The sequence below is a fragment of the Sulfitobacter sp. M05 genome, from assembly GCF_029285175.1.
GTDB lineage: Bacteria > Pseudomonadota > Alphaproteobacteria > Rhodobacterales > Rhodobacteraceae > Sulfitobacter.
Genome location: NZ_JABEDH010000002.1, coordinates 950,952 through 964,048 on the forward strand (window position 1 = coordinate 950,952; position 13,097 = coordinate 964,048).

At 58.2% G+C, this 13,097-nt stretch carries 13 protein-coding genes; 6 read left to right on the top strand and 7 right to left on the bottom strand.

Annotated features, from left to right (window positions below; all coding sequences use genetic code 11):
* Positions 1-60: 60 nt before the first annotated feature.
* From HKX44_RS12785 to HKX44_RS12800, 4 genes are all read left to right on the top strand, one after another.
* Positions 61-810 carry an SDR family oxidoreductase gene (locus HKX44_RS12785; protein WP_276151711.1) on the top strand — a complete coding sequence of 250 codons (750 nt, stop codon included), beginning with the start codon at positions 61-63 and terminating at the stop codon, positions 808-810.
* A complete protein-coding gene (locus tag HKX44_RS12790; RefSeq protein ID WP_276151712.1) occupies positions 807-1,418 on the top strand; it encodes an enoyl-CoA hydratase/isomerase family protein in 612 nt (203 codons plus the stop codon). Before HKX44_RS12785 ends, HKX44_RS12790 begins: the two co-directional genes overlap by 4 nt.
* 198 nt (positions 1,419-1,616) lie before the next feature.
* The gene (locus HKX44_RS12795) at positions 1,617-2,948 is read left to right on the top strand and encodes a mechanosensitive ion channel domain-containing protein (RefSeq protein WP_276151713.1); all 1,332 of its coding nucleotides are present in this window, start codon (positions 1,617-1,619) and stop codon (positions 2,946-2,948) included.
* Complete coding sequence (locus HKX44_RS12800) at positions 2,945-4,129, top strand: TIGR03862 family flavoprotein (protein WP_276151714.1); 1,185 nt, start codon at positions 2,945-2,947, stop codon at positions 4,127-4,129. Before HKX44_RS12795 ends, HKX44_RS12800 begins: the two co-directional genes overlap by 4 nt.
* 18 nt (positions 4,130-4,147) lie before the next feature.
* Here HKX44_RS12800 and HKX44_RS12805 read toward each other — a convergent pair whose 3' ends face one another.
* The 5 genes from HKX44_RS12805 to HKX44_RS12825 form a co-directional block, all read right to left on the bottom strand.
* The gene (locus HKX44_RS12805) at positions 4,148-4,732 is read right to left on the bottom strand and encodes a glutathione S-transferase family protein (protein WP_276151715.1); all 585 of its coding nucleotides are present in this window, start codon (positions 4,730-4,732) and stop codon (positions 4,148-4,150) included.
* A gap of 11 nt (positions 4,733-4,743) precedes the next feature.
* On the bottom strand, positions 4,744-5,748 hold the full coding sequence (gene holA / locus HKX44_RS12810) for a DNA polymerase III subunit delta (protein ID WP_276151716.1): 1,005 nt from the start codon (positions 5,746-5,748) through the stop codon (positions 4,744-4,746).
* Positions 5,745-6,227 (bottom strand): LPS assembly lipoprotein LptE, encoded by a 483-nt coding sequence (lptE, locus tag HKX44_RS12815; protein WP_276151717.1) that lies wholly within the window; start codon positions 6,225-6,227, stop codon positions 5,745-5,747. Before lptE ends, holA begins: the two co-directional genes overlap by 4 nt.
* Positions 6,214-8,775: a leucine--tRNA ligase gene (leuS, locus tag HKX44_RS12820; protein WP_276151718.1), complete on the bottom strand. Its 2,562-nt coding sequence runs from the start codon at positions 8,773-8,775 to the stop codon at positions 6,214-6,216. The genes lptE and leuS overlap by 14 nt, the downstream gene beginning before the upstream one ends.
* Before the next feature lie 84 nt (positions 8,776-8,859).
* Positions 8,860-9,360 (bottom strand): DUF3576 domain-containing protein, encoded by a 501-nt coding sequence (locus HKX44_RS12825; RefSeq protein ID WP_276151719.1) that lies wholly within the window; start codon positions 9,358-9,360, stop codon positions 8,860-8,862.
* A gap of 288 nt (positions 9,361-9,648) precedes the next feature.
* Between HKX44_RS12825 and HKX44_RS12830 the strand changes: the two genes are divergently transcribed.
* Entirely contained in the window at positions 9,649-10,542 is an 894-nt protein-coding gene (locus HKX44_RS12830; RefSeq protein ID WP_276151720.1) for a porin, read from the top strand.
* A gap of 205 nt (positions 10,543-10,747) precedes the next feature.
* Positions 10,748-11,401, top strand: coding sequence for a YggS family pyridoxal phosphate-dependent enzyme (locus tag HKX44_RS12835; RefSeq protein WP_276151721.1), 654 nt, complete (start codon positions 10,748-10,750; stop codon positions 11,399-11,401).
* Positions 11,402-11,409: 8 nt separating this feature from the next.
* Here HKX44_RS12835 and HKX44_RS12840 read toward each other — a convergent pair whose 3' ends face one another.
* Entirely contained in the window at positions 11,410-11,889 is a 480-nt protein-coding gene (locus HKX44_RS12840; RefSeq protein ID WP_276153226.1) for a L,D-transpeptidase family protein, read from the bottom strand.
* Between the two features lie 23 nt (positions 11,890-11,912).
* Complete coding sequence (gene ribA / locus HKX44_RS12845) at positions 11,913-13,001, bottom strand: GTP cyclohydrolase II (protein ID WP_276151723.1); 1,089 nt, start codon at positions 12,999-13,001, stop codon at positions 11,913-11,915.
* Between the last annotated feature and the right edge of the window lie 96 nt (positions 13,002-13,097).

The window sequence follows — 13,097 nt, forward strand, 5'->3', positions numbered from 1 at the left end:
TACCACATGCCTAAGGTAGAATGCAAAAAATGCGATATAGTACAGGGGGAAAGCTGCGGTATGGACATGCAAAACAAGACCGTCATGATCACAGGTGCAAGTCGGGGGATCGGCGCAGAAGCCGCGCGGGTATTCGCCGGTGCCGGGGCGAATGTTGCCTTACTGGCAAGGTCGCAAGACGCACTTGACGGGTTGGTTGCCGAGATCGGCGAGGCGGCCATCGCGATCCCCTGTGATGTGGCAAACTACGGCGATATGGCGTCTGCGGTTGAGAAAACCGTGCAGGCCTTTGGCGGGCTGGACGTCCTGATCAATAACGCAGGTGTCATCGAACCGGTTGCCCATCTGGCAGAGGCTGATGCAGAGGCATGGGGGCAGGTGATCGACATCAACCTCAAGGGGGTGTTCAACGGGATGCGGGCTGCCTTGCCGGTGATGAAGGGCAATGGTGGCGGTTCGATCCTGACCATTTCATCTGGCGCGGCGCATGGGCCGGTCGAGGCATGGAGCCACTACTGCGCCTCGAAAGCGGCGGTTCACATGCTGACCAAATGCGTACATCTGGAAGAGGCCGCACAGGGCATCCGCGCCATTGGCCTGTCACCCGGTACGGTCGCCACCCAGATGCAGCGCGAGATCAAGGCATCGGGCATCAATCCGGTGAGTAAACTTGCGTGGGAAGACCATGTGCCGGCAGATTGGCCTGCCAAATGTCTGTTGTGGATGTGTAGCCCCGAGGCGGACGGTTTCGCGGGCGAGGAAATCTCGCTGCGTGACGAGGGCATTCGCCGTGCGGTGGGCCTGACATGATCGCGCTGCACAAGGATGCGGACATTTGGACGGTCACATTGAACCGGACTGACAAGGCAAATTCACTGACCCATGCCATGCTGACCGAACTGGCCGAGATCATGGAAGGGGCGGGGGAAGCCCGCGCCGTGGTCCTGACCGGACGCGGCAAGGTCTTTAGTGCCGGTGCCGATCTGGACGAAGCCCGCGCGGGTCTGGCAACCTCGGATGTCTGGGAGCGTCTGTCGGGGGCGATTGCTGCCTTGCCGGGGCTGACCATCGCTGCGCTGAATGGCACGCTGGCGGGGGGCGCGATGGGCATGGCGCTGGCCTGTGATTTGCGCCTCGCGGTGCCAACGGCCAAGTTTTTCTATCCGGTGATGAAGCTCGGCTTTCTACCGCAACCCTCTGATCCAGCGCGGATGGCTGCGTTGATCGGCCCCGCACGGACCAAGCTGATCCTGATGGGCGGTCAAAAGATCACCGCAACCGAGGCCGTGAACTTTGGCCTGATTGACCGGATTGTCGAAGCGGAGGAGTTGTTGACACAGGCGCAGGAAATATGCGCCCTGACCGTCGCTGCCAAACCGGAGATCGCCGCCGAAATCAAACGGATGTGCGCGCCCTAGGGTCAGGAAAACGCGCATTGGTGCCTCGTGTGGTTTTGCGCAACCGTTAATATACCCCTGCGCACTGTCAAGGCTCCGACCGGCCACAGGCCCCGAGAATTGTCCGGCAAAACGGGGGCTGCGGCGCAAAAACCTTGAACCTTGCGGCCAAGGCAGGCAAGAGCATGGCGCAACAGGTGCGTAAAACAAGGCGATACCATGCAATTTGACCTCTCTTCTCAGCCGGAAATTGTGCAACAGGCCTATGGCTATGCGGTGCAGGGGTGGGAACTGGCACTAAGCTGGCTGTTAAGTCCCGCCGCATGGTCGCAGTTTGCGCTGCTGGTATTGGCGTGGTTCTTTGCCGGGATGATCGCGCGGCGGATGAAGCCCGCGTTACATCGGTTGATTGATCCGGGCGAAACCGACAATGTTTTTACCCCGGCGCGCCGCTTTGTCTTGCCGTTTCTTGCGCTGATTTCCCCAGTGCTTGCCTATGCGTTGACGGGCATTGGTGAGGGCATTGTAAGGTCCTTGTTTGATTCCGGTGCGGTCATTGCCTTTGGCAAACGTCTGTTTCTGTTTATGGCGGCGCGTGCGTTGGTGCGCGATATCATCAGTGATCCGTTCCTCAAACTGTTGGGCCGCTACATCCTGCTGCCGATCATGGCGGTTTATGCGCTGGGTCTGCTGGACGTCGCCAATGCGACCCTGACCGACACCGTCGTCGGGGTTGGCAACATCAGCTTTTCGTTGATGACATTGGTGCGTGGCCTGATTGCGGGGTCGCTGTTGTTCTGGCTGGGGCAATGGTCGAATTCGCAAACCACGGCGCTGATTACCAAAAACGAAAAAATGCGCCCGTCGATCCGGCAATTGCTGATCAAGACTGCGGAGTTTTCGATCTTTGCCATCGCATTCCTGTTGCTGATGAACATCATGGGCATCAACCTAAGCGCCCTTGCCGTGCTGGGCGGGGCCATTGGTGTTGGTCTTGGGTTTGGCCTGCAAAAGATTGCATCGAACTTTATTTCAGGGGTGATCCTGCTGGTTGAAGGGCAGGCAACTGTCGGGGATTACGTTGAACTGGATGGCGGCGAGCAGGGTAAGATCGTCAAGATGATGGCCCGTGCTGCAATCCTTGAAACCTTTGACGGGCGTTGGATCGTTGTCCCAAACGAGGATTTCATCACCACACGGGTGGTCAATTATTCCGACAGTGGCTCTGCCAACCGCTACGAGGCACCGTTTTCGGTCAGCTACGACACAGATATTAACCTTGTGCCGCCTCTGATTGAAGCGGCGGTTGCCACCCATCCGGAAGTGTTGGATCTGCCTTACCCCCCCGATTGCGAATTACGCGGCTTTGGCGACAACGGCATTGATTTCGCGGTAGAATTCTGGGTCAACGGGTTGGACGACGGGCCGAACAAATACACATCCGACGTGCTGTTCCTGATCTGGAACGCCTTGAAAGACGCCGGTATCGAAATTCCCTATCCGCAACGTGTTGTCGAGATAAAGGGTGGATTTCCGAAAGGGGACGCATGAAACATGCGGTGGTGATTGGCGCGGGCCCTGCGGGGTTGATGGCTGCCGAAGTGATGGCCCAAGCTGGGCTGCGGGTGACGATCTGCGAGGGGAAGCCCTCGGTCGGGCGCAAGTTTCTGATGGCGGGGAAATCCGGTCTGAACCTGACCAAGGACGAGGCCCCTGTGCCCTTCATGGAAGTTTTTGCCGAAGCCCGCAGTCCGCTGTCCCCGATGATCGAAAGCTTTGGCTCGGAGGCGGTGCAAGATTGGGCGCGGGGCTTGGGGCAGGCGGTTTTTACCGGCACGACGGGCCGGGTGTTCCCCAAAGCAATGAAAGCATCGCCTTTGTTGCGGGCATGGATGGGCCGTCTGGGTGATCTGGGCGTGCGCGTAAATACACGCTGGTTATGGCAGGGCTGGAACGGTGACGCCTTGAGCTTCCAGACACCGGAGGGGGTGCAGGAACTGGCCGCGGATGTGACGGTTCTGGCGCTGGGCGGTGCCAGCTGGTCACGTTTGGGCGCGACGGGCAGTTGGGCAGAGACACTGGCCGCAAAAGAGGTGGCATTGGCCCCCTTTGCCGGCTCAAATGCTGGGGTCCAAGTCGCATGGTCGGAACATATGACGAAACATTTGGGCACACCGCTGAAAGGCGTGGCATGGCAAGCCGGACCTTACCATTCACGGGGCGAGGCCACCTTGTCTGCGCAAGGGTTGGAAGGCGGCGGCATCTATTCGGTTTCCCGTGGGGTGCGCGAAGGGCACGCGCTGTTCCTTGATCTGTTGCCCGATATGACGGTGCCGCAGATCACCAGCAAACTGCAAGCGCCGCGGGGCAAGGCCAGCCTGTCAAATCACCTGCGTAAAACATTGCGGCTGACACCTGCGCAAATTGCGCTGGTACAGGAAATGTCGCGCCCCTTGCCTGATAAACTGCGGGCAACGGCGCGGCTGTTAAAGGCGCTACCGATCAAGAATGCAGGGCTGCGCCCGATGGATGAAGCAATTTCAACCGCTGGCGGTATCCGGTTCGCAGCGATGGACGAGGGGTTGATGCTGCGCGGTCTGCCCGGCGTGTTTGCCGCCGGTGAAATGCTGGATTGGGAAGCACCAACAGGCGGTTACCTGATCACGGCCTGTCTTGCGACGGGCCGTTGGGCCGGACAACATGCGGCGGAGTGGGCGTTGTCGGCGGGGTAATCCCCGCCTTGCGCTGATTTATCTGGCTTGGGCGGCTTTGAAGGCGTCGCGCTGGCGCATGGTTGCGGCCCATTGCCCCAATTTGTCACTCACCCGTGGAAACCCCGCGCCAATCGACCAGTTGATGCATTGTACCGCCAGAATGTCGGCATGGGTCATCTGATCTCCCATCAGAAACGGCCCTTCAAGGCGTTCGCTAAGCAGATCGGCGGCGCGGGCGAATTCGCCTTTCAGGCTGTCCTTGATCTCGGGCATACGCTGCTCTTCTGGAAAGACGAAACTGTGTTTCGCGGCGGCCCAAAGAATCGCATCGAATTCGTCGATCAGCCAGAATGTCATTGCGTCCTGCTGAGCGCGGGCGATTGTGCCAGCGGGGGCGGTCAACTTGCCATGTTTATCGCCCAGATAGGTCATGATGGCGACACTGTCGGTCAAGACCGCATCACCGTCGAGCAAGGCGGGAATTTTGCCCGACGGATTGTACTTCAACGCCTCGGGGGTGCGGGGGCCAGCACCGATATGTGCATATTCCTCGCCCAGTTCCTCAAGCATCCACATGACGCGCAATGCGCGGGATTTTGTAGCGCCGATAACAGTATACATGGGGTTTCCTTCTAGCGGTTTCTTTGGCCGCCCAGCATCGCAAGGCGGATAAATGCACGTTCAACCAGCGCAATCGCGGGCGCGTTCTGGCCCGCTGAACGCAGGGTCAGATCGGTATCGGTCAGCACCGATAGGGCGGTTTCCAACTTGGCCGCACCCCAGTTTTTGGACTGGCGGGTCACGCGTTCACGGTCGCGCACCCCATAGACCGGCGCGCCGGGATTGGCCGCAATACGGTAGAGCGTGCGAAAATGGCGGGTGGCCATAATGGTCAGAGTCACAGCAGTCACCCCCTGAGCTTGCAGTTTGCTCATCACCGGGCCGATGTCACGGGCGCGGGCCTCGGCCACCACATGCAGGATGTCATCCACATCCGCCTCGGTCGAGGTGGGCGCGCAGGCGGCAACGTCATCGGTACTCAGCGTCGAAGCGTCATTCAATTTGTACAGCGACAGCTTTTCCAGCGTCTGGCGGAAATCGCCTGGATCAATCACCCGCGCCAGATCCGAAAGGGCCGCCATGGCATCGCCATCCGGCGTCAGCTTGGCCTCGGCCAGCATCCGTTCGATTTCAGCGCGGTCAGGCGGATTGTCATAGATCGCCAGCGCATAGGCGTTCGGATGTGCCTCAAACGCCTTACGCACCTTCGAGGTTTTCTTGAGATCGCCGCCGGTTACGACAATCTGCGCGTCACCGATTTGCCAGTCCTTCAAGGTATCCAACAATATCTTGGCAATATTGTCGTTGGCATCCTCCACCAGCGCGGCGCGCGGACCGGGGAAAAAACCGATGGCCTTGATCGCATCCAGCAACATCGCGGGTTCGCGACGCAGCTCGCCTGCGGGAATCCGTGTCAGGCGCATTTCCTCCTCGGCATTCGGGCCCAACAGCGCCTTGAGGAATTCCTGTCGTTTCAGTGCCACACGCATGGCGTCCCCGCCAAAGATCAGCAGGCCGGTTTTATCCTTGTCCGGTTTTTTGAAATAGGGCGTGGCGTCACGCGGGCTAAGCTTCATGCGTTGATTTCAGTGGCATATAGACGGCTGACGATTTGATCGGCGATGATCGTCATCAGGCGTTCCTGAGAGTTTTGTTCGCCGGCGAGCGTTTCAACCGTGGTGCCGGTGGCGGAATAGCCAACAAAGTTCTCGACCATGCCCGAGGTCACGATCTGTCCGTTTGCCAGATTGCGCAGGCTGTAGCGGACACTGGCCAGACGGTTGAACCGTCCGGTGTCACCTTCGCGGTCAATTGCCAGCTGCGCTTCGGAGGTGCTGATCACCAGTGACAAGGCAAATGCCGGATCATTGCTGCGTCCCAGACGGTTTTCCAGTTCGCGCACCAGAAGATAGCTGTCCTGACTGCCGGGCGGATCGACGGCCACGCGGTTTTGCAAAACCGCCCCCGCGCCACCCGGCGCATAAACCGGTTCAAACCCGCAGGCCGCAAGGGCCAGCGGGGCAAGAAGGAAAAAGCGGCGATTAAGCGACAACATTCACAATCCGTCCGGGCACGACGATCACCTTTTTGGGCGTCGCACCATCAAGGGTTCGAACCACAGCTTCATGGGCGAGGGCGATTTTTTCAACCTCTTCTTTTGACATATCCGCCGGTACGTTGATTTCGGCGCGTCGTTTGCCGTTGATCTGGATCGGCAAGGTGACTGTATCATCCACCAGCATGGATTCGTCGGCCTGTGGCCATGGGGCTGTGACAATCAGACCCTCACCGCCCTGATGGGCCCAGATGTCTTCTGCCAGATGCGGGGTCATTGGCGACATCAATTGTGCCAATGTCATCACTGCCGCGCGCTGTGCGCTGTGGCCGGCCTTGGACTTTTGCAAGGTTGCGGTGAAAGCATAAAGCTTGGCGATGGCAGCGTTGAAGCCGAAGGATTCCACACCCATGGTCACATCATGGATGGTTTTATGCATGGCGCGCAGCAGCTCTTTGTCACCTGTGCCGGTGGCATCTTTGTCCATTGCGCCGATCCGGTCGCAGATGTTCCAGACGCGGTTCAGGTGTTTAAACGCGGCCTCAGCACCTGAGGCTGTCCACTCCACATCCCGTTCGGGGGGCGAATCGGACAGGACAAACCAGCGGGCGGTGTCCGCCCCATAGTTTGAAATGATGCTCAGCGGGTCGACCACATTGTTCTTGGATTTGGACATCTTGGCAGAGGGAATAATCTCGACTTCGCTGTCGGTCTCCTTGAGGTACGCCTTACCATCTCGCAAATCGACCGCTTCGGGGTAGTGGTATATAGGCCGCCCATCCTCTTTCGGTGTCTGATAGATCGCGTGGGTTACCATGCCTTGGGTGAACAATGCATCAAAGGGTTCGATGGCCGATTCTGGCAAATGTCCGGTGATCTGCATCGCGCGGGCGAAGAAGCGTGAATAAAGCAGGTGGAGAATCGCGTGTTCAATGCCGCCAATGTATTGGTCGACGTTCATCCAATATTTGGCGTCTTCCATATTTGTCGGTGTTTTGGCGTCGGGCGCGGTGAAACGAGCGAAATACCATGACGAATCGACAAATGTGTCCATCGTGTCGGTTTCGCGCTTGGCTGGCTTGCCGCAAGCCGGGCAGGCACAGTCGCGCCATGTGGGATGCCGGTCAAGCGGGTTGCCGGGCGTGTCAAAATTCACGTCATAAGGCAGCTCGATGGGCAGATTCTCTTTCTTTTCCGGCACCACGCCACAGGCATCACAATGCACAACGGGAATCGGACAACCCCAATAGCGTTGGCGTGACAGACCCCAATCGCGCAGGCGGAATTTAGTGACGCCTTGGCCGACGCCGTTTTCCTCACAGAAGGCGATTGCCGCATCAATTGCTTCGTTTCCGGTTTGCCATTGCTCACCGGCGAATCCTCGATTGTAGAACACCTTGTCGGTTTTGGCGGGCACAAAGGCTTCGGCCAGAATCTCGTCGCTCTCTTCGCTGGGCAGATAAGTCGAGATGATCGGCAGGTCGTACTTTGTCGCGAATTCAAAGTCGCGCGGATCATGCGCCGGACAGCCGAAAATCGCGCCGGTGCCGTAATCCATCAGGATGAAGTTGGCGATATAGACCGGCAATTCATGTGCTGTGTCAAAGGGATGGCGTACGGTGATGCCAGTGTCGAAGCCCAGTTTTTCTGCGGTTTCGATGGCTTCTTCCGTGGTGCCGCCTTTGCGGCATTCAGCGCAGAAGGCTGCAAGTTCTGGATTGTCTTTCTCAAGCAGTTTGGCCAACGGATGATCCGGTGAGATGCCAACAAAAGACGCGCCCAGCAGGGTGTCGGGGCGGGTTGTGTAAACATCAATGCGGTCGTGACCTTCGGGGGCATCCACAGTGGAGAACGCAAACTGAAGACCGCGTGACTTGCCGATCCAATTGGCTTGCATCAGCTTGACCTTGGCTGGCCAGTTATCGAGCGAATCAAGTGCGTCGAGCAGCTCTTCAGAATGTTCGGAGATTTTAAAGAACCATTGTGTCAGTTCGCGTCGCTCTACCAACGCACCAGAGCGCCAGCCGCGCCCGGCCTCGACCTGCTCATTGGCCAGCACGGTCATATCAACCGGATCCCAATTCACGATGGCGTTCTTGCGATACACAAGGCCTTCGGCAAGGAAATCAATGAACAGCGCCTGTTGCTGGCCGTAATATTCGGGATCACAGGTAGCAAATTCGCGGGTCCAGTCGATGGACAGACCCAGCGGCTTCATCTGTTTCTTCATCTCGGCAATATTGCCGTAGGTCCAATCCTTGGGGTGGCCGCCAATCGCCATCGCGGCGTTTTCTGCAGGCATTCCAAAGGCGTCCCAGCCCATCGGATGCAGCACGTTATGGCCAGTCGCCAGCTTGTAGCGCGCAATGACGTCGCCCATCGTATAGTTGCGCACGTGGCCCATATGGATGCGGCCCGAAGGATAGGGAAACATCTCAAGCACATAATACTTAGGCTTGTCGGCAGAGCGGACCGCCTTGAAGATTTCGTCTTTTTCCCAGGCTTGCTGCCAACGGGTTTCGATCTCGGCAGGGGTGTAACGGGACATCGTATGGACCTTTAACAATGGAAAACGCCGGGCTGTTTTATCGACAGGGCCCGGCGTGGAAGTGTGTGAAAGCGTAGAGTGGGCTCAGAATTTGTTATCAGCGATGCGCAATTCGCGGGCGCGGCTCAGAATGGCATCTTCGACAGCACGAGCGGTGGCCTTGCTGACAGCGCGCCCGCCACGGGTTTGCAGCGCGACATTCAGGGAGCGTGCATCAAGCGCGGGATCATCAACCAGCACCGTTGCGCGGTAAGCCCTGCCGCCGCCGGGCGGGGTGCCATATCCGGTAACGATCACGCCCGTGAAAGGGTCTACCGATTGCACCGGCAGGAAGGACAGAACCTCAAGCGAGGCCGTCCACAGGTATTTATTGACGGCAATTGTGTTATCGCCGGTCTTTGTATTGAAGATAGACCAAATGGTGTTGTCAGCGTTGGTTTCGATATTGCTGGGAATATTCGGATTATTCACGCTGGCAGACGGTTGCCCGTCGCCGCCGCCGAGGCTGCGCAGGGCACCACAGCCGCCAAGCGCTGCTGCCAGCGCAGTAATAAGGGCGATTCTGCATACGGTTAGACGGGCCATGCCTGCGATCCTTTGCCTGTTTTGCAATGGTCTACCCAAGCTCTGCCGGCTGAGCAAGGCATATGTATAGAGGGGATTTCCCGCAAAACCCCTTGTTCGGGGCGATTTCAGGGAGGTGCTGTGCGGGGCGGATGTCAAAACTGTGGCAAAGCTGCACCATTGAGCGCGGCAATGGCGGGAAGCGTTTCAGGCTTCTTGCCAACCAAGGGGCATCAAGGGCAAACACCCTGCATACCCTTTCCGGATTCCCCGGCTTGGGCATATGAATTATAAACCGAGGGTAAACTCATGAAAAAAGTTCTCTTCGCTACAACAGCTCTGGTTGCGACCGCCGGCGTTGCAGCAGCAGACGTTACTTTCGGCGGCTACGGTCGCTTTGGTATCATTTACAACGACACAGCCGCTGGTGACTCCACAGACATCACGCACCGTTTCCGTCTGCAGATCGACGCAACAGCCGAGTCTGACGCTGGTGTAACTTTCGGTGCACGTGCACGTATCCAGCGTAACGCTGGTGACGACAACGCAGCCGCAGGCAACGCACAGGGCATCAACGGCGTTCGCTTCTTCGCACGTTCCGGTGGTCTGGAAGTCGGTGTTGGTAACATCTTCGGCGCTCTGGAATTCATGCCTGGCATGTACCCAATCGACCTGGGTCTGACCGGTCTGGGCTATGACTACACAGCTTACGGCACAGGCGGCGCAGACGCGTACTCTTCCGGTGGCAACGGTTCAGCAAACGCCAACGGTGTTGAAGTACTGTACTCCGCAGGCGACCTGTCCGTACACGTTTCTGCTTCTGACACATCCGACCGTATCGCAGCACACGTTGCGTACACCTTCTCCGGTTGGACAGTTGCTCTGGGTGCACAGGACTCCGACAACGCTGCTGACACTGAGTTCGCAGCATCTGTTGGCGGTTCCATCGGCCCAGCCAAAGTTACTCTGGCATACGCAGACAACGGCACAGCAGGCGATCACATCGTTCTGGCCGGTAAATTTGACGTAGGCGCAGCAACAGACGTAGAAGTTTACGTTGCCGACGCGGACTCCGGTTCCGACACAGGCTACGGCATCGACTTCAACCACGACCTGGGCGGCGGTACATCCCTGCGCGGTGGTGTTGCGAAGCGTTTGAACGGCGACACACGCGCCGATCTGGGTGTTCGCTTCAACTTCTAAGTTGAACAACAACCAAACGATTTGGGGTGGGCCTTTGGCCTGCCCCTTTTCTTTTGCGCCATGCCGGTGTTATTCCGCAGTGACCGCACTTCGCGACAGACTTGAAACACCTAGCGCTGCCTGAAATCAAAGATTTCAACACATTGAGTGATGCTCTGTGAAACAGGTTTTCGCCGAAATGCCCTAACATCAGGGGACAGAACGCATGAGCCTGCACGATATTCAAACAGCCATTGCCAAAGCCGAAGCGGACGCCGGACGCGCTGCCGGATCCGTTAATCTTATTGCTGTCAGCAAGGTGCAGCCGGATGCGCGAGTCAGTGCGGTATTGACTGAGGGTCACCGCTGTTTTGGTGAAAACAAGGTGCAGGAAGCCGCCGGAAAATGGCCGGCATTCCGCGACACCTTTGGCCCGGTTGATTTGCACCTCATCGGACCGTTGCAAACCAATAAGGCGCGGCAGGCTGTAGGATTGTTTGATGCCATCCACTCTGTTGACCGTCCGAAACTGGCCAAGACCCTTGCCCGGCTTGCGCAGGAAGAGGGGCGGTGCCCCGAGCTTTTCGTGCAGGTGAACACGGGTGAAGAAGAGCAAAAAGCAGGAATCATGCCAAGTGATGCAGATGCTTTCATCGCTGAGTGTCTTGCGATGGACCTGCCAGTCAAAGGCCTGATGTGTATCCCGCCGGTAAATGAGGAACCCAGCCTACATTTTGCCCTGCTTGCAAAAATCGCCGCCCGCAATGGTTTGTCAGGTCTGTCGATGGGGATGAGCAGTGATTTTACCCGCGCGATTGCCTTGGGGGCGACACATGTGCGTGTCGGTTCGGCAATTTTTGGTGAACGCGTGGTGGGCTGAGCCCCGCCCTAGGGTACGATCAGGCGGGTCTCGCGGGTGAGTCTACGTGCAATGGCATGTAAATCAGAGCGACTGAGCGCGACACAGCCTTCGGTCGGGTAGCCGGGGCGACGCCATTGGTGCATGAAAATCGCTGACCCCCGCCCCGCAATGGCATCTGGCCAATTCCAATCGGTGAGCAGAACAAGATCATAGAGCGGATCGGCGCGGCGCAGTACCTCGTGACTGTAAGGGTAGGGCGCACGCACCTGGCGGTTATAATCCGTTGCGCCCGAATCGTCGGACCACAGATCACCGGGGCCGATCGGGCGGGCCCAGTCGTTTGGACATGGCATCCGGTCTGGCCGGTAGAGCATACCAACAATCCGGTGGGCACCGCGCGGTGTCGCGCCGTCGCCCTCTTGCTTGCTGTTGCTTATGCCGCCTTTACCGATGCTACAGGGGTAGTGCCGCCCACCAAATCGCAGCCCCATCGGGGTTACAACCATGTCGCCGGCCCGAACCCATCGCATTAAAAAAGATGCCCCGATTTCGCGGCCTTGGTCGCCAGATATCCGGTGTTATGGGCGTTTTCCCCCACATGCAGCGGCACACGTTCGGTGACTTTAACCCCGCTGGCCTCCATCATTGCGACTTTGCGCGGGTTGTTGGTGAGCAAGCGCACAGCAGAAAAACCCATTGATTTCAGGATATCCGATCCGATCCTGAAATCACGCTCGTCATCCTCAAAGCCCAATCTGTGATTGGCTTCAACGGTATCAAACCCCTGATCCTGAAGGGAATATGCCCGCATCTTGTTGGCCAGCCCGATGCCGCGCCCTTCTTGGCTGAGATACAACAGCACCCCTTGACCTTCTGTGCCCATCTGCAACATGGCGCTGCGCAATTGCGGGCCGCAGTCACATTTCAAACTGCCCATCACGTCACCGGTGAAACAGGCGGAATGCAGCCGCGCCAGAACCGGTTTGTTGCGGTCGGGGCGCCCGACCTCGATGGCGTAATGTTCCTCGCCGCCGTTTTCAGGCCGGAAAACATGCAGCTTGCCCGCTTCCGAGACATCCATCGGCAGGCGGGCCTGCACCACGGGGTGCAAAACGCTGCGGGTCGAAAGTTCGGCTGTGGCTCTGGCCAGATTAATCTCGGTCAGCGCGTTTTCGCGGCCAAATTCGACAGCGTTTGCCATCTCCAGCACAACAACAGCCGGCAAGAGACGCGCGGTTTTTGCCAGTATCAGGGCCGTGCGATGTAACGCCGCATCTCCGGTGCGCAAACATGCAAAAGGCCCTTTCATCGGGGTCTGCAAGTCGCCTGCGGGATCTGCGATGCTCTGTATCCAGGCGTGGCTCGCGTCATTTGGCAGGGCGATTCGCGCCAGATCGTCGTCATAGACACGCGCCTTTAACGTCTCTGCCCGTCGTGCGGTGATCGCCAGAACCGGCGCGCCCGGCAGGGCAAGGATATCTGCCAAACGCTGTGCAGACAGGGTTTCGGCGGCCATCACAAGGGCGGGTGCGGTGCCTGTCATAACCACCGGAACGCCCATACGAAGATCGGCACGCGCCCGTGCAAGTTGTTCGGTGATGTCGGGTGCAAGGCTCATGGAGGTGTTACAACTCTGTTACTCGATTTCCGGATATCTTAGTCAGTGAGGCCGGAAATGAAACATTTCAACAGGTTTCGCACACGCGTGCGTGAA